The 22,781-nt window shown below is 69.3% G+C and carries 14 protein-coding genes; 5 read left to right on the top strand and 9 right to left on the bottom strand.

The window, feature by feature from the left end:
• Positions 1-154: 154 nt before the first annotated feature.
• On the bottom strand, positions 155-871 hold the full coding sequence (locus AAF604_11995) for a GNAT family protein (GenBank protein MEM7050377.1): 717 nt from the start codon (positions 869-871) through the stop codon (positions 155-157).
• Positions 871-2,283 (bottom strand): aminotransferase class V-fold PLP-dependent enzyme, encoded by a 1,413-nt coding sequence (locus tag AAF604_11990; protein MEM7050376.1) that lies wholly within the window; start codon positions 2,281-2,283, stop codon positions 871-873. The genes AAF604_11995 and AAF604_11990 overlap by 1 nt, the downstream gene beginning before the upstream one ends.
• A 97-nt stretch (positions 2,284-2,380) precedes the next feature.
• On the opposite strand from AAF604_11990, the gene AAF604_11985 reads away from it, so the two are divergent.
• Together AAF604_11985 and AAF604_11980 are read left to right on the top strand one after the other, a co-directional pair.
• Positions 2,381-3,847, top strand: a complete 1,467-nt coding sequence (locus AAF604_11985; GenBank protein ID MEM7050375.1) for a PLP-dependent aminotransferase family protein — start codon at positions 2,381-2,383, stop codon at positions 3,845-3,847.
• A 121-nt stretch (positions 3,848-3,968) separates the two neighbouring features.
• Entirely contained in the window at positions 3,969-4,268 is a 300-nt protein-coding gene (locus tag AAF604_11980; GenBank protein MEM7050374.1) for a DUF1330 domain-containing protein, read from the top strand.
• Here the strand turns inward: AAF604_11980 and AAF604_11975 are convergent.
• From AAF604_11975 to AAF604_11955, 5 genes are all read right to left on the bottom strand, one after another.
• Positions 4,262-5,989, bottom strand: a complete 1,728-nt coding sequence (locus tag AAF604_11975; protein MEM7050373.1) for a glycosyltransferase family 39 protein — start codon at positions 5,987-5,989, stop codon at positions 4,262-4,264. The genes AAF604_11980 and AAF604_11975 overlap by 7 nt on opposite strands.
• Positions 5,990-6,141: 152 nt before the next feature.
• Positions 6,142-7,839, bottom strand: a complete 1,698-nt coding sequence (locus AAF604_11970) for a hypothetical protein (protein MEM7050372.1) — start codon at positions 7,837-7,839, stop codon at positions 6,142-6,144.
• A 159-nt stretch (positions 7,840-7,998) separates the two neighbouring features.
• Positions 7,999-12,345, bottom strand: coding sequence for a C25 family cysteine peptidase (locus AAF604_11965; protein ID MEM7050371.1), 4,347 nt, complete (start codon positions 12,343-12,345; stop codon positions 7,999-8,001).
• Between the two features lie 163 nt (positions 12,346-12,508).
• Positions 12,509-13,798, bottom strand: coding sequence for an MFS transporter (locus AAF604_11960; protein ID MEM7050370.1), 1,290 nt, complete (start codon positions 13,796-13,798; stop codon positions 12,509-12,511).
• Between the two features lie 24 nt (positions 13,799-13,822).
• Entirely contained in the window at positions 13,823-14,644 is an 822-nt protein-coding gene (locus tag AAF604_11955) for a hypothetical protein (GenBank protein MEM7050369.1), read from the bottom strand.
• Positions 14,645-14,768: 124 nt separating this feature from the next.
• Between AAF604_11955 and AAF604_11950 the strand changes: the two genes are divergently transcribed.
• From AAF604_11950 to AAF604_11940, 3 genes are all read left to right on the top strand, one after another.
• Positions 14,769-16,202: a hypothetical protein gene (locus tag AAF604_11950; protein MEM7050368.1), complete on the top strand. Its 1,434-nt coding sequence runs from the start codon at positions 14,769-14,771 to the stop codon at positions 16,200-16,202.
• Positions 16,199-17,566, top strand: coding sequence for an NAD-dependent succinate-semialdehyde dehydrogenase (locus AAF604_11945; protein MEM7050367.1), 1,368 nt, complete (start codon positions 16,199-16,201; stop codon positions 17,564-17,566). Before AAF604_11950 ends, AAF604_11945 begins: the two co-directional genes overlap by 4 nt.
• Positions 17,567-17,658: 92 nt before the next feature.
• The gene (locus tag AAF604_11940; protein ID MEM7050366.1) at positions 17,659-20,247 is read left to right on the top strand and encodes a M14 family metallopeptidase; all 2,589 of its coding nucleotides are present in this window, start codon (positions 17,659-17,661) and stop codon (positions 20,245-20,247) included.
• 3 nt (positions 20,248-20,250) lie between these two features.
• Here AAF604_11940 and AAF604_11935 read toward each other — a convergent pair whose 3' ends face one another.
• Together AAF604_11935 and proB are read right to left on the bottom strand one after the other, a co-directional pair.
• Positions 20,251-21,615, bottom strand: coding sequence for a glutamate-5-semialdehyde dehydrogenase (locus tag AAF604_11935; GenBank protein ID MEM7050365.1), 1,365 nt, complete (start codon positions 21,613-21,615; stop codon positions 20,251-20,253).
• Positions 21,575-22,726, bottom strand: coding sequence for a glutamate 5-kinase (gene proB, locus AAF604_11930; protein MEM7050364.1), 1,152 nt, complete (start codon positions 22,724-22,726; stop codon positions 21,575-21,577). The genes AAF604_11935 and proB overlap by 41 nt, the downstream gene beginning before the upstream one ends.
• Positions 22,727-22,781: the final 55 nt, after the last annotated feature.

Genomic DNA, 22,781 nt, shown 5'->3' with positions numbered 1-22,781 from the left:
CGGTCCTTGCGGTCCGAGTTGGTGGAGGCCGACGGCGCTCGCGGAGCGCTCGGGCAAGGTCGCGGCCTCGCTTTCGGGAGTTGCGAGAAGGGGGAGTGAATCGCGTCACAGGGGGAGCCGAGGCTGTGACCTTGGGGCCTGCCGGGAGGTGGCGTCAGACTTCGCCCAGGCCCTTTCTTTGCCGTCCGTCGGCGTCGAAGTTGTCGCGCGCCAGCCAGCGCTGGAAGCGGGCTTCGAGGCCGGGCCATTCGCGATCGAGGATCGAGTACCAGGCGGTGTCGCGGTTGCGGCCCTTGTAGATGCTGGCCTGGCGGAAGGTTCCCTCGTAGCGGAAACCGAGGCGCAGGGCGGCGCGGCGGGAGGCGGCGTTGAGGTCGTCGCACTTCCATTCATAGCGCCGGTAACCGAGGGCGAAGGCGTGGCGCATCATGAGGTACATGGCCTCGGTGGCGGCGGCGGTGCGGCGCAGAGCGGGCGCGAAGGACAGGTGGCCGACTTCTATGACGCCCATCGCAGGATCGATGCGCAGGTAGGAGGCCAGGCCGCCGGCCGGTCGGTGGCCGCCGGCACCGTCTGCGCTGCGGATGGCGTAGAACAGCGGGTCGTCGCCGAGGCAGGTGATCGCCATCCAAGCCTGGAGATCTTCGCTCGAGGTGAAGGGGCCGTAGCCGAGGTAGGTCCAGTGGCGCTCGTCCGGATGCCGCGCGTAGGCGGCGAAGAGATCGTCGGCGTGGAGTTGCGGGTCGAGGGGCTCGAGGCGGCACCAGCGTCCGATGAGAGTCTCGCGTGGTGGCGGCGGCGGTGGCCGCCAGCCTTCGACGGCGGGGCCGATGGGCTGGCCGAGGTGATTCTGGCGTGGGCTCTTGCTCATCAGGTCTCTCCTCCGGGTGCATTCCTCGCGCTCGGGTCCTCTTCGGCGGCGCGGCGAGCCGCAACGAAGGCGGCCGCGGTGCGCCGGATGTCGCCTTCGGTGGTGGCCCACGAGCACACGCTGACCCGGATGGCGGGGTCACCCCTCCAGGTGGTGCCGCCGCACCAGCACTCGCCGGAGTCCTGGAGATGGCGCAGGGTGGCGCTGGTCTGGGCGTCGTCCTCGCCGCGCACCAGGACCTGGTTGAACACCACCCGGTTGCAGATCTCGAAGCCGGCGTCTTCCAGCTCCGCGGCGAGCTGGCGGGCCCGGCCGCAGAGTTGGGAGACCAGATCGTCGATGCCGCGACGGCCGAGGGTCAGCAGGCACGCCCACAGCTCGACGGCGCGGGCTCGCCGCGACATGTCCGGCGTGTGGTGCATCGCTTGGCGCTCGCCTTCGCTGGCGAGGTAGGCGGCGTCGGCCCGCAGGCTGGCGGCGAGCTCGCCGCGGTGGCGGCAGAGAATGATGCCGCAGTCGTAGGGCACGTTGAGGGTCTTGTGGGCGTCGACGGACCAGGAGTCGGCGCGCTCGATGCCGGCGTAGAGGTGAGCGGTCTCGCGGCAGGCGCCGGCCCACAGGCCGAAGGCGCCGTCGACGTGCACCCAGGCGCCGGCGGCGGCGGCTTGCCGGCAGACCTCGCCCACCGGATCGAAGGCGCCACTGTTGACGTTGCCAGCTTGGGCGAGGACCAGGGTGCGGTCGTCGAGGGTCGGCAGGTCTTCGAGCAACAGGCGACCCTGGTCGTCGACCTCGACCCATTCGACGCGCTCGCTGCCGAGGCCCGCCAGCGACAGGGCACGGCGGGCCGCGGCGTGGGCCTGGCTGCCGGCGACGACGCGAATCTCCGGGGCACCGTAGAGGCCCTGGCCGTGAACGTCCCAGCCCTGGCGCCGCAGCAGGCTGTCGCGGGCGGTGACGATGCCGCAGAGGAGCGAGGCCGAGGTGCCGGTGACGAAGCCGGCGGCGGTCTTCGGTGGCAGCCCGAAGAGCTGGACCAACCAACGCTCGCAGAGCAGTTCGAGGCGGGCGGCGATCGGCGACATGACGTCGAGGGCGGCGTTCTGGTCCCAGACGTCGGCGAGCCAGCGGGCGGCCACCGCCGGGGGCAAGGCACCGCCGTTGACGAAGCCGAAGTAGCGGCCGGCGGTCTGGGCGACGGTGGCGGGAGAGCCGACCTCGTGGAGCAAGGCGAGCATCGCCTCCGGGCTCGAGGGGGAATCGGGTAGCGGCCCGTCGAGCTCGGCAAGGCGCCGGCGGGCGGTGGCAGCGGGAAAGACCGGCTGATCCTCGACCTGTTCGATGTAGCGGCGGGCATAGCCGGCGGCCTGCTCCAGAAGGCCGAGGTAGCGCTCCGTCGTCCAGTCCTTCATGGCTCCTCCTCGAGTGTTCTCCGAAGAACACCCTAGCGGGCGATGGTGAACTGGAACAGATGCAGAAAATCGCTCCTTTGACTGGTACAGTCGAATCGTGACTCCTCCCCTGCCGGGTTCCCTCACTCCTCCGAACGGTCCGCGTTACCGCCTGCTGGCCGAGGAGATCGAACGCCAGATCTCTGCCGGAGCCCTGCAACGGGGAGACCGGCTGACCTCCCTGCGGCGTCGGGCGCGGGATCGTGGCCTGAGCGTGGGAACGGTGCTCGAGGCCTACCTGCTGCTCGAGCGTCGCGGCCTGCTCGAGGCGCGGCCGCGATCGGGCTTCTACGTCCGGGGTCCGGGCGCCGACCCGCGGTACGACAAGTTGCCCGAGGCGGCAGCGCCGCCGGCCGCTTCGCGGCCCCTCTCTTTGGCCCTCGAAGCCTTGAGCGGGGATGTCGTCAGCCGCGCCCAACTTTCGGATCTGGTGCCCCTGGGGATCGCCAAGCTGCATCGGTCGCTGCTGCCGACGGCGGCCCTCAACCGCTGCGCTCGGCGGGCCCTGCGGACTTATCCGGAGCATGGCTCGGACTACGACAACCCGCAGGTTTCCAGACGTCTCCGGCGGCAGATCGCGCGGCGCCTCGCCCTCGGCGGGGCGTCGGTGGCGCCGGAGGAGCTACTGATCACCAACGGAGCGACGGAGGCTCTCAGCCTGGCCTTGCGGGCGTTGGCGCGGCGCGGTGACGAAGTGGTGGTGGAAACCCCCACCTACTACGGCCTCTTGGAGATCCTGGCGGCCCTCGGCCTGCGGGTGGTGGAGGTGCCCTGCTGTCCGCAGCGCGGGCCGGAGATCGCGGCTCTGCGCCGGGCCCTGGCGCGGCCGGCGGTGCGCGCCCTGGTGCTGATGCCCAATGGCCACAATCCTCTGGGCTACGTCCTGGAAGAGGGCATCAAGGGCGAGATCGTGGCGCTGGCCGAAGAGCGCGGGGTGGCGATCATCGAGGATGACGTCTACGGCGAGCTGTGCCAGCGGCCATCGCGGCCCCGTACCTTGAGCTCCTTCGACCGTCACGGCTCGGTGTTGCTGTGCTCCTCCTTCTCGAAGCTCATCGGGCCCGGCTATCGCCTAGGCTTTCTGGCGCCCGGGCGATTCGGCGCTCGCGTCGCCGCTCTCAAGGGCTTGACCAGTGTCTCGAATGCAGTGCTGCCTCAGGCGATCGTTGCCGAGTACCTCGAGAGCGGCCAGTTCGACCGTTTCGTGGTGACCGTCAACCGCCGCGTCGAGGCGCAGCTGGATCAGCTTCGCCAGGCGGTGGTGGCGGCTTTCCCCGCCGGCCTGCGGGTTTCCCGGCCGGCCGGCGGCTGTGTGCTATGGCTCCAGCTCCCGGCGGGGGTCTCCGGCCTCGAGCTCTACCGTGCCGCCCTCGAAGAGGGCATCGGCATCTTGCCCGGCGATATCTACTCGCCGAGTGGTCGTTTCGGCGAGTACGTGCGGATCAGCGGCGGCAATCCCTGGAGCGACGAGATTGCGGCGGCGGTCGAGACCCTCGGCCGCCTGTGTCGTCACCTGCGGGCCTGATGGACTTCTGTTCCGGCTGAGATCGGGCCCGACTGTCGCTGGCGCGAGGCTGAGCTCGGCCGCTAGGGTCGACCCTGTAAAGGCGTTCTTCGGAGTCGGTGGACGCTCAGGAGGTCATCCCGTGGCAGACCAACCAAGCTACTTTCTCGCCCTCATCGACATCGAGGATCCGGCGACCTACGACCGCTATCTGGCGGGCTTTGACCGCATCTTCGCCGACTATCAGGGGGAAGTCATGGTGGTGGACGATGCGCCGGAAGTGCTCGAAGGCGATTGGCCGGCCCGTCGCACCGTGCTGATTCGTTTTCCCAGTCGCCGTGAGCTGCGCCGCTGGTACACCTCGCCGGATTACCAGGCCATCGCGCGCTACCGGCGGTCGGCCTCGCGCTCCCGGGTGGCGGTGCTGGCCGGGCGCTACTGAGTCTCAACGCCCTCTCTGGCAAGGGGGGCGCGGCTGGTGTCGCGCGGGCGGTTCTTCCAGCGCCGTTGCCAGATCCGGGAGGTTCGTTCGGCGTCGAGCTGGTGCATTCTCTGGGTGGTCCAGCGCCGGCGGTCGTCGAGGGCGGCGGTGGCCGTCTGGAGATCGTGATACCGGGCGACGGCGTCGGCGTCGCCGCGGCGCTGCGCCAGGTCGAGCAGGTGGGCGTAGATCGCTTCATAGCGAGCCTCGACGGGCCAGCGACCGACCACCAGATCAAACAAGCACCGCTCGATTTCCCGGTAGGCCGCCTCGCGGTCGGAGGCCTGCAGGCGAATCACCGTCAGGCGACGGAAAGCGCGGATCTCGCGACCACAGGTGGGTGCCACATCTCGTAGCACCAGGAAGAGCTGCTCGGGGAGAGCCGCCGTGGTGCGCTCGAGCTTGCTGAGCAGGAGCCAGTCGTAGGTCGCCGCCGCGGGCCGGGGGTCGAGGCTGTGGGTGGTGACGAGGTCGGTCGCCAGGACCAGAGTGGGAGTCTCCCGGCTCTCGCTGAGGAGGTGCTGGCGCAGGGTGTCCCAGGGATACTGCGCTTGGTCCTGCCAGCGCTCGATCAGGTTCGGAGCCCAGGTGAGAGCCAGCGCCACCGCCAGGGGGAGCACCAATCCTCGCCGTTGGCCGACGCCGACGGTGCCTTTGAGGCCGGCGGCGAGCAGGATGATCAGGAGCGGCAGCACGAACACCAGGAAGCGTGCCACCCCCCAGGGGTAGTGAGAGATGCCTTGGAGGGCGAGAAGGATGGGCGGAATCAGGACCAGTCCGAGGGCGAGCTGGAGACTGCTGCGGTGGGCGATGGCGCGCCAGCCGGCGAGGCCGAGGAGGGCGAGCGTCGGCCAGCCCCAAAAACCAGCGGCGAAGAAGTCGGACCAGACCGGCGAGAGATAGCCCAGGCCGGTGGGCGCCTGGTCGTGGAAGCGCTCGCCGGCTCGCGCCATCGGGCCGAGTAGGGCGCGGTAGGCGAGGAACCCGCCGAGAACGGCGAGGACGGATGGCACGACGAGGGTCACGGCGCTCCTCCAGCCGCGACGCCAGATGTCGTCGCTCAGCAGGTAGAGGAGGGCGAGGGCGGCGAGTGGATAGGCGCCATTGGGGTGGGCGAGCACCAGCAGCAAGGCGCAGGCCGCGAACCAGCAGCCGTCCCGCCAGCGGCGATGGCGCAACCAGCGGCAGAAGAGGATTAGGGCCAGGATGGCGAAAGCGGCGAGCAGGGCGTAGGAGCGGATGGTGACCGACTGGTGGATCAGGTAGGGGTTGAAGGCGATCAAAAGGCCGGCGGCGAGACTCGCCTCGGAGGTGAGAAAACGGCGCGCGAGCAAAGCGGTGAGGGGAATGGTGGCGACGCCAAAGAGCCAGGGCAGGGCGACGAGCACCCAGCGCTCGCTGCCGAAGGCTTCGACCATCGCCTTCTCGATCACCAGGAAGTAGTTCATCGTCAGCCAGGTGTCGAAGTGGCGGAGGAGGAAGCCGTAGCTCTCCTCGATCCAGCGTAGGGTGCCGAGCTCGTCGCCGAGGAAAGAGCGCTGGCGCTGGTAGAGGACGCGCAGCAGGGCTCCGGCGGCGGGGATCACCGCCAGGAGGATGCCCTCGCGGCGGCTGAAGGGCCTGGAAGGCGCCGCGGCGAGGTCGAGCCAGAGTCGGCGCAGGGCCGCCGGGCTAGCGGCCATGGCTTGCGGTCCAGCGGCGAGCGGCAAGAAAGATTGGACGGAGGATTCGCTGCACGACGTTTCGGGTTGCGACAGAGAAAAGAGGCCCAGACCTTATACCGACACCGCCCGCGACGGCGATCGTCATCGCGGGCGGTGCGGACTGTCGGTCTTTACAGCCGCGAGCTGGTGAGCTCGATGTCCGCCAGGTCCCAGGCCCGTTCGAAGCGCTGGCGGGTGGCGGCGGCGTCCTCTGCCTTGCCCTGCTGCTCGAGACTCTGCATCAACCCGAAGAGGGACCAGCCGTTGCGCGGGTAGTCCTTCAGGTCGCGGCGATAGACCGCCTCCGCCTGCGCCCCTTCGCTGGCGGCGAGCAGCGCGGCGCCGAGGGATTGGCGGGTCGGGTAGTACCAGAAGGGCGGCTCCATGTAGGGCAGCCCATCCTGAAGCTCGACGGCACGCTCGTAGTGCTCGATGGCCTCCGGCAGGCGATCCGCCGCCTGCGCGATCTCGCCCGCCACCAGGGCATCGGCGATGGCGAGGAGGGTGCTCGCCGGGTAGTCCGAGCCATCGAGGGCCAGCACCTTGTCGGTGGCGAGGAGCGGCTGCAGCGCCGTCTGCTCGGCGCGCGCCGCGACGAGATTACCGAGACGGGCCTGGGCGGTGGCGCGCACGTAGTGCCAGATGGCGTTCGAGAACTCGAGGTCGGCTCGCGGCTGGGGCTCTTCCAGGACCGCCTGCCACTGGCCGAATTGAGTCAGCGCCAGTAGCGGAATGGTGTGGAAGAACTCCACCGGCGGAAACTCCTCGATCATCTCGAGGCGGACGTTGGCGGCCACCTTGCGGGCGGCCTCGAGGGCGATGGCGCTGCGCCCTTCCATGCTCGAGGCGGCCCACAGGAAGTGGATGTTGTGCGGGTAGTAGAGGGCCGGATAGAAGCCCTGGGCGTTGCACTGGGCGATATAGGCCTCGTCCACCGCCGCCGCCCGGACGTTGGCCTCGGCGGCGTCGTGGTAGCGCCCGACGCGCCAGTAGATGTGGGCCGGCATGTGGACCAGGTGCCCCGCCCCGGGGACGAGATCGGCGAGGCGATCGGCGGCGGCTTCGGCGCGCTCCGGCTTGGAGGAGGCCTCGACGGCGTGGATGTAGAGGTGGAGCGCGAGGGGGTGCTCCGGCGAGCGTTCGAGCACCCCTTCGAGGGTGGCCAGCACTTGCGCCGTCTCCGGTTTGGGATTCTCGCCGTCGAGCCAGTAGTCCCAGGGCATGGTGTTCATCACCGCTTCGGCGTAGAGCGACTGGGCGTCGTCGTCCTCCGGGTACTTCGCCGCCAGTGCGGCCATGGCCTCGGCATAGGCACGGTCGAGGGGCTCGCGATCGCTGGCGGGATCGCCGTCGTAGCGCGTCGCCAGGGCGTCGATGTAGTCCTGTTCCTTGGTGCTCACCTGGTCTTTGCGGGCGATCGCCTGCTGAAGGGCCGCGAAGGCGGCGGTGCGCTCGTCCGGGCTCATCACCGCCTTGCCGTTGCTGGTGACGTTGATGTTCGGGCCGGTGGCGAGGGCCTCGCCCCAGAAGCACATGGCGCAGTCGTCGTCGAGGCGCTGGGCCGCCTTGAAGGAACGGATCGACTCGGCGTGGTTGAAGGCGAAAGCGATCACCATGCCTTGATCGAAGTAGCGCTGAGCGCCAGGGTGCGAGGTGGTGATCGGGTGGTGGTGATTGCCCATGCCCTCGAACAGCGGTGAGTCGGCCTCGGCGACGAGGGCCTCCTTCTCGGCCGCCGAGAGCGGGCCCGGTGGCATGTCTGGAGCGCCCGAAGAACAGGCGATGGCCAACGGCAGGATACAGATCGACAGCGGTCGTAGACGGAACATAGCGGTGGTCTCCCCGGCAATCCAACGTCTCGTGTGAGGCGACTCTTTTTCTCGAAGGTGTCGCCCACGAGTATACGCAACGACTTCCCTGGGCCCGCCAGGGGGAGGGGATTCGCGGCGCGGGAAAACCGCCGAAGGCGCCGTTCCGACTGGGCCGGGCTACTGGCCGTCGTCGACCAGGACCAGGGCGGGATCTCCCAACAAGGTCCAGCCGGCGAGGACGTCGGCGAGCTCGCCGGCGCGTCCCGCCAGCGATCCCTTGGCAGCGACCATGGCTTCTCCGAGGGTGGTTCCCGGGATCATCAGCCGTTCCAGCACGGCCGGCCCCAGAATACGGTCGGAGCTCACCTTGGAGAGGGTCGACGAGCCGACGACGGCGCTCGCTCCGGCGCCTTCGGCGAGCAGGAATCGATGCCCCAGGGTGTCGTAGGTAGGGGCTACGTGATAGGTGTTCCAGCAACCCCACTGAATCACCATCGAAGGCCCTCCTCCGGGCGTCAGGCGGTCGATGTCGCCGCTGGCGAGGAGGCCGTCGAAGGTCCAGGTGGTCGGGCTCGAGTGGCCGACGAAGTTGATCAGGGCGCGACCGGCCGTGAGATCCGCCAGCAGGTGGCGATGGGCGGTCTCGGTGGACATCTCGTCGAGGCTGATGAGCTGATGTTGCCAGGCTTCCGGGAGCAGACCGGTGAGCCGTCGACTGAGGCCGGTGAGGGCTCGGTCGCTGGCGTCGTCGGCGACGAAGGTCGCCGTCGTCCGGTCGGACCGTTGATTCAGGGTCTTCTCGATCACCACCGCCAGCTCGGTGGTGGTGCGAACCGGGAATCGCCCCACCGCGACCTCCGGCACGCCGTCGCCATCGACATCGCCGAACAGCGGATCCGCCGGTGCGAAGCGGACGATCTCGTCGGTGGCGGTGTAGAGGGTCGGGATGAAGCTGATCGAGCCCTGGCCGAGGTGATCCAGATAGTCGTAGGTATCTCCTCCGACCAGCAGCACGTAGCGCACTCCCAGGCGGCGGTGAGCGCGGGCGATGTAGGCCTGGATGGCGTCGGGATCGAAGACGCCGCCCGAGAACAGGGCGTAGAGATCGCGCACGTCGACCACCCGGACGCGCAGGCCGGCGGCCCGTTTCGCCGCCACCAGCTCGTCGAGGCCGGCGAGGAAATCCGGGTGGCTGATCACCAGATAGTCGGTCGGGCCGGCGAAGAGATCGTCGGCGGGGCGGTGGACGGCCTCGAGGGTCGGTGAGGCGAGGGCCTGCGGTCCGGCCACCACCAGGTCGCGACCGGCCGGCGCGAAGAGCCGCAGGCGGAAGTCTGCGGACCCGCGACGAGTCGCTGCCAGACCCCTCAGCCGGCTGCCGGCCCCCGAGTAGACCACCACCTGATCTGCGGACAGGCCACTGATCTCGATGTCGCGACCGCGGCCGGGGAAGGTCAGGGCGTCCTGTCGGGCGACGAAGCGGCGCTGGTAGCGCAGGCGGTAGCGGTCGAGGTGGATGAGGTCGAAATCGAAGCCGGTGTCGCCGGGCAGGCGGATCTCGACCTCATGATCTCCCTCGACCAGCAGGCCGGCGGGGATGGGAAAGCGCAGCGTGCGCGCCTCCAGCCCGTCGAACCACAGCTCCCCCAGCCACTGGCCGTCGAAGCGCACCTCGAGGTGGTGATCGGGCGCGAGGCCGGGCCAGTCGGTGACGCCCCAGAGGTCGATCTCGAGAACGGCGTCGCGCGCCGAAGCCGGGGCGTCGACGGTGATCGGAAAGGTGGCACTGGCCTCGCCGCGACGGGCCAGGATGGCGGCCTCGTACCAGGGGTCTCCGTGGGGAGCGGCGAAGCTGTAGAGCCGGTCGCGGTGGACTTCCTGGTTGGCGCGGTAGCTGCGCATCGGTTGGCGCTGTCGCGGTCGGCCATCCTCGAGCCGTACCGCCAGCGCATGGTCGGCTTCGAACAGGTGGTAGAGGCGGCTGGTCGTGTAGAGGCTGTCCGCCAAGCCGCGGCCGAGAAACTCGACGTAGCCGCCGGGGCCGAAACGCCGGCGATTGTGGCTAGAGCCCTGGACGAAGACCGGCACCAGCCCGTGATTGGGATCGCTCAAGGCCAAGCGGTGTATCTCGACGCCAGCGAAGTCGAAGCCGGCGGCGAGCAAGTCCTCGTGGCGAACCCGGTAGATGCCGTCGGCGTCGACCCGCAGGCCGACGATGGCGTCACGCTTCGCTCTCGCTTCGGCAGAGCGATTCTGCCGCTGGGCCGCGACCGCCTGCCAGTCGATCGGTTTCACCGCTGGTGGTCGGCCGTAGCTCTCGAGCGGGCCAAAGGGACCGTGGTGTTGCTGGCGACCGCGAATGTCCGTATCGACCAGCAGGAAGGCCTCGAAGGCCGCGGAATCATCGCTTTCGAAGGCATATCGGCCTGGCACCAGGGAGTCGATCTGGTGGCTCGCCACGGGCTGCCGGGTCAGTCGCCGCCACTGGCCATCGTCCTTGCCGAAGAGGTCGAAGCCGAGGTTGGCGGTTTCGGTGACGGTGGTCCATTCGAAGGTCCAGCCATGACGGCCGCGGCGAGAGGCGAAGGATGACAGGGTGACCGGCAAGGTGGAGCAGATGATCTCCGTGTTGGCGAAGGTCGCCACCGTCCCCGGCTGGCCGGCGGTGGCCCCATAGGGCACCGCATCGGGCAGGTAGCTGCCCCCGGCGGCGCCGGCGACGGAGGTGGTGGGGGTGCCGACGCCGGAGGAGTAGAAAATCGCCCCGCCGGCGCCGCCGCCGCCGGGACCATGGCGATCGCCGGCATTGAAGGTGGCGTTGCCGCCGTTGCCGCCGAGGGCCTCGATGGTGAGGTTGGCGAGGGAGCCGTTGAGGGCGGCGAGCACCACCGAGCCGCCGGCCCCGCCGGCGCCGGCGGCGTCCTGGAAGGAGTCGTCGCCGGCCACGCCATCGGCCGAGATGGTGCCCGTTCCGGTGACTTCGTAGGCGTGCACGATGACCAGGCCACCCCCGGGTCCGCCGGCCGGCAGAGAGTCGTTGTTGGAAGCGCCGGCGCCGCCGCCACCGCCCAGCACCACCCGCCGATGGCTGGCGGCGAAGGCCGTGCCGCCGAAGCCGCCGTAGGGCTGCTGCGGGGCGCCGATCCAGGTGTCGCCGCCGGTACCGCCGATGCCGCCGTTGCCGCCGCCGCCGCCGCCGGCGTTGTGCTCGTTGCCGCCGCCGCCGGCGTTGCCCGGGGCGCCGCGCGCGAGATCGCCATTGGGATAGCCCGGTCCTCCGGAACCGGCCGGAGTGCCGACGGTGCCTTCGCCTTTGGCGGCTCCGTCGTCGAGGCTGGTGCGGACGAAGCCCGTATCGTTGGGCGGATCGACGGTGTCGCCGCTGACACCGCCGCGGAAGCCGTCGCCGTCGACGTCGATGGTCTGGCCGTTGAAGTCGAGGCTGGCGGCGGCCTCGAAGACCACCACGCCGCCGGTGCTGCCGTTCCACGGCGAGGCGGTGATGCTGCCGCCGAGGGTGACGTTGGCGTACTGCGGCACGCGGATCACCTGGAAGGTGGAGCGACCGCGATTCCAGTAGCTGTTCTGCAGGGCGCTGCTCAGGCCGACGGTAATGTCCGGCGCCGCCCCGCTGATCGAGGCCACGCCGACGAACTCGTAGAAGCCGGTCCAGCGGTCCGTCAGGCTGCCGCGGGCCGGGACTCCGGCGACGCCGTCGCCGTAGGCGTCCGTGTCGCTGGCGTCGATCGAGCTGTCCTGCATCTGGATCACCAACACCTTGTCGCCGGCGGCCAGTCCGGTGGCCGAGGTCAGGCGCAGGCTGGTGTCGCCGGCGGGAGCGCTCGCCGCTGGAGCGTAGTACTCGTTGACGACCCCCGAGAGACTGGCCTGGTCGCCATCGTTGCCGGGGTTGACGCAATCGATCGCCGCAGCTGCCGCGTCGGGGCCGCGCAGGGTCAGGCGGGCGCTCTGGAAGGTGCCGTCGTTGGTGCCGCCGACGGTGTCGCAGATCAGCAGGGTCCAGGTGCCGTTGACGTTCTCGCCGACGAAGGAACGCAGGGCATTGCTCGGGCTGGCGCTGCGGTCGAGGTGGTAGTTGGGGGCGGCAGTGGAGTCGGCGGTGCCGTCGTCGAGAGCGGCGGCGACGTCGTCGTCGAGGGCGAGGTCGTAGTCGTTGTCGGCGTCGGCCGACTCGGCGATCACCACCACCGAGGTCGAGGCTGGCGACTGCAGGGTGACGCGAATGTCTCCGCGGTTGGGGTGAGTGGCATTGAAGCCCAGGTCGATGTCTTCGAGCAAGAAGCTCTCGCTGACCAGGAAGGTTCGCGTCAACTCACTGCCGCCGCAAGCGGTCGAGCCATCGATGCTTCCGGCGCTGGTGTTGTCCTGGACGACGGTGACTGCGAAGGCCCGGGGTACCAGGAAACCGGTGCTGAGGAGGCAGGCGGCGATCAGAAGAGATCGGAATATATACGTATGTCCGTGAGTGGAGTAGCTCTCGGTTCCCGGCGCTGGTGATCGCATCGATTGCTCCTGCTTGGCTTCTGGAGGAGGAGGCTTATGGGCGGAATTTCGCCTCCTTTGTTGGGTATCTTAGCATTACGCGCCGGCCTGAAGGTGCCGCGCCGCCCGGAGGGAGGCCTCCGAGGGCGCTGCTCATGCTCGACCCGCGATGCCGAGGGCGGGCTCAGGACGGCGGATCGTGGGCGTCCTCGAGCGGGCTCTCGGAGGGCGCCGCCTGGGCCCGCTCGGCGGGCACGATCCAGATCCACCAGGCGATCCCGGTGAGGATCTGGAGACCGGCGAAGGCGGTGATCGCCCCTCGTAGGCTGAGGACCTCGAGCTCGAGAAGCAGGCTGGCGGCGAGGATGGTGACGGTGTCGACCAGCGTCAGCAGGAGCCACTCGGTGGAGAAGATCCGTCCGCGAAAGCGATCGGCGGTGCGCTTCTGCAGCAGGACCGTGGACAGCACCCAGTTGGCGCCACTCGGGGTGTGGGCGAGGAACACGGGCAGGAGAATCCACAGGGTCCACGGGAGCTGACCCAGAACGATGTAGGCCAAGCCGCTGGCGACGATGCCGCTACCGATGAGGGCGGGCCAGCGGCGCTCGTCCGGGAACAGGGTGCGGGCCGCGATCGGTCCACAGCCGGTGCCGAGGCCTCGAATGGCGAAGAGCACTCCCATGCCGACCGCCGGCGCCGCCGGCATCAGCTCCTCGCCGACCAGCGCCAGCAGGTAGACCAGGCCGGCCCCGGCGAGAGACCAGGCGGGTTTGGTGAGGGCGATCCGACCGATGCGCGGTGAGTCCCGCAGGTGTCGCCAGCCGGCGACGATGTCGTTCCAGGCGGTGCGAATCACCGGTCCGTGGGAAGGGGCGTCGGTGCTTTGCGGAATCACCGTGCGCCAGATGAAGAACGCCGAAACCAGATAGCTGGCGCTGTCGATCAGGAACACCGCGTCGGTGCCGAGGCGATCGGTGGCGAAGCCGCCGAGGGCGGCGCCGAGGGCGAGGAGGACGGACCAGGTGGCGGCCGACAGGGCGTTGGCGGTGAGCAGCTCCTTGGGGCTGGTGATGTTGGGGATCGAAGCGCTGCGAGCCGGGATGAAGAAGGCGCCGATCATCACCTGGAGGGCGGACAGGGCATAGAACAACGGCAGATCCTCGGCACCGTCGATGGCGAGAAATCCGAGCACCACCAAGGCTCGCACCAGATCGGCGGCGATCATCAGCCGACGGCGATTCCAGCGGTCGGTGAGCAGCCCGGCGACCGGCGAAGCGAGGGCGAAGGGCAGCATCTTGGTGACGAACACCAGCCCCAAGGCGAGGGTCGAGCCGGTGAGCTGGCGCATCAGCGTGTACTGGGCGATGGTGTTGAACCAGTCCCCCAGCAGGGAGGCGATATCGCCGAGCCACAACCGCCGGTAGGAGCGATTGGTGCGCAGGAGCTCGAGGTACCCGACCTTGTCAGCGCTCAAAACCGGGGGTCCCGAAGATGGCGGTCAGGAGCAGAGCCCGCGGTCGTCCCAGCCGGTACTGGGCACCATCTCTTCGCACCAGATGGCGATGGCGATCTCGGCGAGCTTCGGTCGCAGGGCGGCGCCCTCGAACTTCTCGATGATCCGGGTCGGGCGCTCGAGGGCGATTTCGCGGTGCCTTTCGATGGTCCGTCGACACACCAGGTTGTCGGAGAAGACACCGCTCTCGGAGAGCTCCTCGTGGACCGCGCAATGCAGGAAATCGATCAGAAAATGGGCCACCGCGAGCTGCGGAAAGGGCTGCTTGCGAATCTCCTCGACGCAGGTGAGGGTCGGCCGGCTCTCGGTGCAGTCGCGGTACTCGGACCAGACCCGCGAAATGCCGATGGCTAGATCGCGCTGTAGGCTGGCGAGGAGCTCGCTGGTGGGCTGAAGGTGGGGAAAATTGCGCGTCACGGTGGCTTCGAGCTCCTGAGTCGCCCGCACGTACTCGGCAAAGCCTTCGTCGATCCGGTCGAGGCAGGTCGCCGGCTTGTTGTTGAGACATGGATCCTGCAGCAGATCGATGGCGGCAGCGGTCCGCGGCATGATCTTGGACACCTCGTCGTGCTTGCGGGCGATGGCGTCGCGCTCCTGCTCGCGACTGCTGTAGGTCGAGGACACGATCCACAGCGCGAAGGGCACCAGCAGGGCGGTGGCGACATAGCGCAACAGACTGACCAGCGTTCCGTTGCGCGCCGCCCAGCCGTCGAATCCGTGGAGTGGGCTGTTGCAATTCGGACAGAGCTTGCAGTCGGCGTTTTCCAGCGGTTGAGCGCAGATCGGGCAGGCGCTGGTATCGGTCATCGCAATCCCTCGCTGACGAAACGGCTACCGCTCGGCGAACGGAGCGCGGCAACCAATCCAAAAGTAAGAAACCCACGAAGCTTATCCCGCGCCCCTAGGCTGCTAAAGTTATTGACTTCGATCGATGCTACGACCATTCTCGAACCCTCTGCTGCGCTGGATCCTGCCGTGCCTGTTGCTCGCCGGGTGTGTTCCCTGGGGAGGACCCAAGCCGGACCTGGCGGCGATCTACGGCCGTACCGCGCGCCACGATTCGCCGCAGCGCAATCCCGTCATCGTGATTCCGGGCATGACCGGCTCGCGCCTCGAGGACACCGCCACCGGTCGCACCGTGTGGGGAACCTTCGGCGGCGATTGGGCGAGCGGTCGCCGTCCCGATGGTCAGCTGCTGGCGGCCTTGCCGATGGCCTATGGTGTGCCCTTCGACGAGCTGCGCGACGACGTCGAGGCGGTTGGAGTGCTGGACCACCTCGAAGTCCGTCTCTTCGGCCTGCCGATCCAGCTCAAGGCCTACTTCCACATCCTCGAGTCCCTCGGCGTCGGTGGCTATCGCGACGAGGCCACCGCCGTCGACTATGGCGCGAACCACTTCACCTGCTTCCAATTTCCCTATGACTGGCGGCGCGACAACGTCGAGAACGCCCGTCGCCTGGAGGCCTTCATCGAGGACAAGCGAGCCTACGTCCAGGGGGAGATCGAGCGCCGCTACGGCATTGCCGACTACGACGTCCGGTTCGACCTAGTGGCGCACTCGATGGGCGCCGTGCTGGCGCGCTACTTCTTGCGCTATGGCGGAGGCGACCTGGCCACCGATGGCACGTTGCCGGAGGTCACCTGGGCCGGCAGCCGGTACGTCGAGCGCGCGGTGCTGGTGGCGCCGCCCAACGGTGGCACCGTCGAGGCCGTGCGCCAGCTGATCGAGGGCAAGAAGTTCGGCCCCCTGGTGCCGCGTTACCGGGCCGCGGTGCTGGGGACCTTTCCCTCCGGCTATCAGTTGCTGCCGCGCAGCCGCTTCGGGGCGGTGCTGGAAGGCGACGGACCGATTGCCGACCTGTTCGATCCGGAGCTCTGGGTAGCGCGCGGCTGGGGTCTCGCGGATCCCGCCGAGGCGGATGTGCTGGCCGCCATCCTGCCCGCCATCGAAGATCCCGACGAACGCCGTCGCATCGCACTCGACCACCAGCGCCGCAGCCTCGAACGGGCCCGCGCCTTCACCGCCGCCCTCGACCGGCCGGCGCGGCCGCCGGCCGCTCTCGAGCTCTACCTGATCACCGGTGACGCCGTGCCCACCAGCCGCACCGTGCGGGTCGATTCCGAGCGCCGACGGGTGGTCGACGTCGCCTTCGGACCGGGGGATGGGAAGGTGCTGCGCAGCAGTGCCCTGATGGACGAACGCGAGGGCGGTCGCTGGTCGCCGACGCTGGTGTCGCCGGTTCAGTGGGAGGACACCCTGTTCCTGTTCAATAGCCATCTGCGCATCACCCGAGATCCCTCCTTCACCAACAACCTGCTCTTCTGGCTCCTCGAATCGCCGCGCCGCCCGCTGGAGGGCGAGTGATGCTGGTCAGCGTCGATCCCACCAGCGGAGAAGAGATCGCTCGTTGGGACGAGCTGACGCCGGCCGAGCTGGAAGATGCCCTGGCGGCCAGCCACCGCGCCTTCGAGGCCTGGCGGCGGACCTCCTTCGAGATCCGGCAGGGACTGCTGCGGCGGGTCGCCACCAACCTGCGAGATGGTGCCGAGGCCCTCGCGCGCCTGATGGCGACGGAGATGGGCAAGCCGGTGGCCGAGGGCCGGGCCGAGGTCGAGAAGTGTGCCTGGGTGTGCGAGCACTACGCCGAGCACGGCGAGGCGGACCTGGCGTCGGTGGATGTCGCGACCGAGGCGCGGCGCAGCTTCGTCGCCCATCGACCCCTCGGCCCGGTGTTGGCGGTGATGCCGTGGAACTTCCCGCTGTGGCAGGTGTTTCGTTTCGCGGCGCCGGCTGTGATGGCGGGCAACACGGCGCTCCTCAAGCACGCTTCCAACGTCACCGGCTGCGCCCTCGAGATCGAGCGATTGTTTGCGACCGCCGGGGCGCCGCCGGGGTTGTTCACCACCCTGCGCCTGGGAAGTCGCCGGGTCGGTGCGGTGATCGACGATCGGCGGGTGGCGGCGGTGACCCTGACCGGCAGCACTCCCGCCGGCAAGGCGGTGGCGGAGCGCGCCGGCCGGGCCCTCAAGAAGACCGTTCTGGAGCTCGGCGGCAGCGACCCCTACGTGGTTCTCGAGGACGCAGATGTCGAGCTCGCGGCCCGGGTCGGCGCCGTCAGCCGGCTGATCAACAGCGGCCAGAGCTGTATCGCCGCCAAGCGCTTCGTGGTGGTGGCGGCGCGACGGGCCGAGCTCGAGGAGCGTCTGGTGGCGCAGATGGCGTCCGTCGCGATGGGTGATCCGCGCCACGAGGACACCCGCCTGGGGCCGCAGGCGCGGCACGACCTGCGCGACGATCTGCACCGCCAGGTCACCACCAGCCTCGCCGCCGGGGCGCGCTGTCTGCTCGGTGGCGAGCTGCCGGAAGGGCCGGGGGCGTTCTATCCGGCCACCGTCCTGGGCGGTGTCGGTCCCGGCATGGCGGCCTATGACGAGGAGCTTTTCGGCCCGGTGGCGGCGGTGATTCCGGTGGCCGACGAAGGGCAGGCCCTGGCCGTCGCCAACGACACCGTTTTCGGTCTCGGAGCGGCGATCTTCAGCCGCGACCAGGAGCGCGCCGCGGCGCTCGCCCTCGAACACCTGGAAGCCGGCTGTTGCTTCGTCAACGACTTCGTGCGTTCCGATCCCCGGTTGCCTTTCGGCGGCGTCAAGGAATCGGGTTGGGGGCGAGAGCTCGGCGCCTGGGGGATTCGCGAGTTCACCAACGTCAAGACAATCTGGGTTGCCTAGCGGCCGGCAGTTTGTTTTCAGGGGCCTAAAGGCTGATAGCCGCGCAGTGTGGCGGTCGCTGGTACGATTCCGGCGCCTACCGGGAGACACCCATGAAGAATCGATTCGCCCTGATGCTCGCCCTCGGACTCTGTCTGTCGCTGGTCCCGGCCTTCGCCGACGAACCGGCTCGCGGACTGGCCGCCTCGGCGACTTTCCAGTACCTGCCGGCCGGGCAGGCTTACGATCCCGAGGTGCCGACCCCGGCATCCCACCTCGGCTGGGAGGTCGGCACCTGGCACGTCCGTCACGATGCCCTGGTGCACTACCTGACGCGCCTCGCGGCGGGTTCCGACCGCATGACGGTCGAGACCCAGGGCTACAGCCACGAAGGGCGACCGCAGATTCTGCTCACCATCACGTCGCCGCGCAACCACGCCCGCCTCGAGGAGATCCGGCAGGCCCGACTGGCGCCCGGAGGGCCGCCGAAGGGCGCTCCGGCGGTGCTTTGGCTGGGCTACAGCATCCACGGTAACGAGGCCAGTGGGTCGAACGCCTCGCTGTTGGTGGCCTACCACCTGGCGGCGGCGCAGGGCGAGGAGATCGATCGCCTGCTCGACGAAGTGATCATCCTGATCGATCCCTGCCTGAATCCCGACGGCCTCGGCCGCTTTGCGCAGTGGGCCAACATGCATCGCGGTCGCCAAACGGTCGGCGACCGCTTCCATCGCGAGCACCTCGAGGTCTGGCCCGGCGGTCGCACCAACCACTACTGGTTCGACCTCAATCGCGACTGGCTCCTGCTGCAGCACCCGGAGTCGCGGGCTCGCGTCCGCACGGTGCAGCGCTGGCGACCGGACCTCTCCGGCGACTACCACGAGATGGGTGCCGACAGCACTTATTTCTTCCAGCCGGGAGTGCCGACGCGGCAGAACCCCCTGACCCCGGATCGAAATCTCGAGCTCACCCGCGAGATCGCCACCTTTCACGCCGCCGCCCTCGATCGCTTCGGTCGCCTCTACTTCACCGAGGAGACCTTCGACGACTTCTATCCCGGCAAGGGCTCGACCTATCCGGACCTCATCGGCGGGGTCGGTGTGCTCTTCGAGCAGGCCACCGTGCGCGGGCATCAGCGCGATACCTCCCGCGGACCGCTGACCTTTCCGGAGGCGGTGCACAACCAGTTCTTGACCTCCCTGTCGATGATCGCGGCGGCCCAGGCCAAGGGCACCGCCCTGCTGGACTATCGCCGCGAGTTCGATCGCTCGGCTCTGCAGTTGGCCCGACAGGATGAGGTGGCGGCCTATGTCTTGTCCCACGATGGCGATGTCGCTCGCGGCCACCACCTGGTGGAGATTCTTCTGCAGCACGGCGTCGAGGTGCACCGACTCGGTCGTTCCGTGAGCTTGCGGGGAGAGACTTTCTCACCGGCGGACTCTTTCGTCGTGCCTGTCGAACAGCGTCAGTACCGCTTGGTCAAGACCCTCTTCGAGCGGCGCCAAGAGTTCGTCGACTCGACCTTCTACGACGTCTCGGCCTGGACCCTTCCGCTGGCCTTCGGGTTGCGCTCCGCCGAGGTGCCGCGGCGAGATCTGGCCGCGGATCTGCTGGCGGCGAAGGTCGCAGAGAGCTCTCAGCCGGCCTTCGAGCTCGAGCCTGCGTCGGCCGAGCCCTATGCCTACCTGCTCGACTGGTCGGCCTACTATGCGCCGCGAGCGGTCTATGAGCTGCTGCGCGAGGGCGTCGGTCTGCGGGTCGCCGAGAAGCCCTTCGAGGTCGAGACCGCCCGCGGACGCCGCGCCTTCGCGGCCGGCACCGTGGTGATTCCAACGGCGGGAGCCGAAGCTTCCCTGGGACCCCGGCTGGCCGAAGTCGGTCGCCGCTACGGCGTGCCCGTGGACCGGGTCTCGAGCGGCCTGACGGCGGCCGGTATCGATCTCGGGAGCCCGAGCTCGCAGGTGCTGCGTCAGCCCAAGCCGCTGCTGCTGGTCGGCCCCGGCGTGGCGGCCTACGAGGCGGGGGAGATCTGGCATCTTCTCGACCACCGCACCGGCGTCGAGCTGCCGCTGGTCGAAGGGTCGCGGCTCACCGGCGTCGATCTCGATCGTTACACCCATCTGCTGATGGTCGACGGCGACTACAAACGGCTCCCGGAGGAAACCGTCGAGGCGATCCGGCGCTGGGTGCGGCGCGGCGGCATCGTGGTCGCCACCCGGCGGGCGGCGCGCTGGGCCGGCAGCCAGCTCCTCGAGCTCGACGAGCAGGAGGCGGCGGTGGCCGGCAATGTCGGCGAGGGGCGTCGCCCCTACGGTGACTACGACCGCGATCGGCAGGCGGAGCAGATCAGCGGTGCGATCTTCGCCACCGAGCTCGATCTCACCCATCCCCTCGCCTTCGGTTTCCGCAACGCCATGTTGCCCAGCTTCCGGACCACGACCCATGTGCTGCGGCCGCCGGCCGACGCCTACTCGACGGTGGCCCGCTACAGCGAGTCGCCACTGCTGGCGGGCTATGCCTCGCGCCAGCGGCGCAACCAGATCGCCGGAAGTGCGGCGGTGGTGGCCACCCGGTTGGGGCGCGGCGTGGTGGTGCGAATGAGTGACTCGGCCAACTTCCGAGGCTTCTGGTACGGCACCAATCGCCTCTACCTCAACGCCCTTTTCCTCGCTCCGCTGGTCGACTCGACAGCCCCCTGGCGTTAGGGATCAGAGCGGCAGTGGCCGGTGGCGGAAGGCGCGCTTGCCGGCGCCGTAGTCGCCGGCGGTCTGGCCCTGGCCTTCGAGCAGCCAGCGAGTGGTCAACAGCCCTTCGACGCCGACCGGGCCGCGGGCGTGGATGCGGCTGGTGCTGATCCCGACCTCGGCCCCCAGGCCGTAGCGGTAGCCGTCGGCGAAGCGGGTGCTGGCGTTGACGAACACGGAGGCGGCGTCGACGCGCTCGAGGAAGCGGCTGGCCTGGTCGGGATCGGCGGTGACGATGGCCTCGGTGTGGGCGCTGCCGTGGCGATGGATGTGCTCGATCGCCTCGTCGAGGTCCGAGACGGTGCGCACCGCCAGGGTGAGATCGCCGAACTCGGTTCCCCAGTCGTCGGCGCTGGCATCCTCGGCGCTCTCCAGATGGGCCTTGGCTTCGCCGTCGGCGCGCAGGGTGACGCCGGCCGCCGCGAGGGCCGAGCCCACCGCTCCCAGGCGCGGCAGGAAGTCGCGGTGGACGAGCAGGGTCTCGGTGGCATTGCAGGCGCTCGGATAGCCGCACTTGCCGTCGAGGGCGAGGCGGGTCGCCATGGCGACGTCGGCGGAGGCGTCGAGGTAGAGGTGGCAGATGCCGTCGGCGTGACCCAACACCGGAATCCGGCTGCTCTCCTGGATCGAGCGCACCAGCGCCGCCGAGCCACGGGGAATCACCAGGTCGATCAGGCTGTCGAGCTCGAGGAGCTGATGCACCGCTTCGCGCCCCTCGACGCCGCAGATCGCCTCCGGTGACAGTCCCTCCGCTTCGAGGGCGGCGCGCAGGCAGGCGATCAGGGCGCGGTTCGAATGCACCGCTTCGGAGCCGCCCTTGAGGATCACCCCGTTGCCCGAGCGCAGCGCCAGAGAACCGATCTGGATGACCGCGTCGGGTCGACTCTCGAAGATGATCAGGAGGACTCCGAGGGGGCTTTTCACCTGACGCAACACCAGTCCATCGTCGAGCTCCGTGCGCCGTACCGGCTGGCCGATGGGATCGTCCTGGTCAGCGAGCTCCGCGATGCCTTCGCGCAGGGTGGCGAGCTTGTCGCCATCGAGGGCGAGACGCCCGAGGAGGGGGGCCGCCAGGTTGCGCCGGCGTGCCGCCTCGAGGTCGCGGCGGTTGGCTGCCAGCAGGTCGTCGGCGCGCTCGTCGAGCAACTGGGAAAGGCGGTGGAGCACGGCGCTGCGCCGCTCACCGGCGGCGCTGCCGAGCTGGCGTTGGGCCTGCCGAACGGCTTGGGCGAGGGATGCGAGGTCTGGGCTCACGGCATGGCTCTCCGGGACTCGGGAAATTCGGGCGTCAGCTCTCGAGGGCGAGGTGACGGCGATGGATGAGGGCATCGTGATTGCGGATACCGTCGGGCGGGTCGCCGGCACACCAGCGCCGGGCCGTCCGCGCATCGCAGAACACCATGCCGCGGCCGATCAGAGAATCGTCGGCGGCGCGCAGCTCGACGACGTCGCCGCGCTCGAAGGCTCCCTCGACGGCGTGGACTCCGGCGGCGAGGAGCGAAGCGCCGCGATGGCGTACCGCATCGATGGCACCGGGATCGAGGCGCAGAATGCCGCGCGGCGCGACCGCGAAGGCGATCCAGCGGCGCCGGGCGGCGAGGCCCGGCCGGGCCGGAAACCAAGTGCCTTCACTCTCACCCCGCAGCACCTTCGGCAGCGCCATCAGGTCTTTGCCGGAAGCGATCACCGCATCGCAGCCGCCGCGGCTGGCGATGGTCGCCGCTTCGACCTTGCTGCGCATGCCGCCGCGGCCGATCTCCGAGCCGCTGTCGCCGGCCTCGGCGGTCAGCCTCTCGGGGTCGTCGATGCAGGCGAGCAGCGGGGCCTCCGGGTCTCGGCGAGGGTCGCGCTCGAAGACACCGGCGACGTCCGTCAACAGCACCAGCAGATCGGCGTCGAGGTCGGTGGCGACCAGCGCCGAGAGCTTGTCGTTGTCGCCGAAGACGCGCCGCCGGGCGCCGGCCAGGAAGGCCAGCTCTTCCGTCGACACGGCGTCGTTTTCGTTGATCACCGGGATCACTCCCCAGCGCAGCAGCGTGTTGAGCGTGTTGCGCAGGTTGAGGTAGCGCGGTCGGTCTTGAAAGTCGCTCTGGGTCAGCAGGACCTGGCCACAGGTGTGGCCGAGATGGGCGAAGCCTTCCCGCCACAGGGACATCAACCGGCTCTGGCCAACGGCGGCGCAAGCCTGGCGCTCCTTGAGCTCTTCCGGGACATATTCGAGGCCGAGCATGTCCTTGCCCAGGCCGACGGCGCCGGAGCTCACCAACAGGACGTCGGTGCCGCGGTCGAGGAGGGTGGCGACCGCTTCGGCGACCGCCAGCAGCCGGCTCTGCACCAGCCGGCCGTCGTCATCCGTCAGGACCCTGGTTCCGAGCTTGATGACGGTGCGGCGCGAGCGGGCGACGGTCGGCCGATCGGTGCTGGAGGATCGGTTGGGCATGGCTTCGGTGTCGGACGATATCGAGCGCCGTACATTAACAGCCGGTGGTGAGGGT

It is taken from the genome of Acidobacteriota bacterium (genome assembly GCA_039028635.1).
Lineage (GTDB): Bacteria > Acidobacteriota > Thermoanaerobaculia > Multivoradales > JBCCEF01 > JBCCEF01.
Note: the sequence above shows the minus strand (reverse complement) of the source record. Positions and strands in the feature narration are given on the sequence as shown.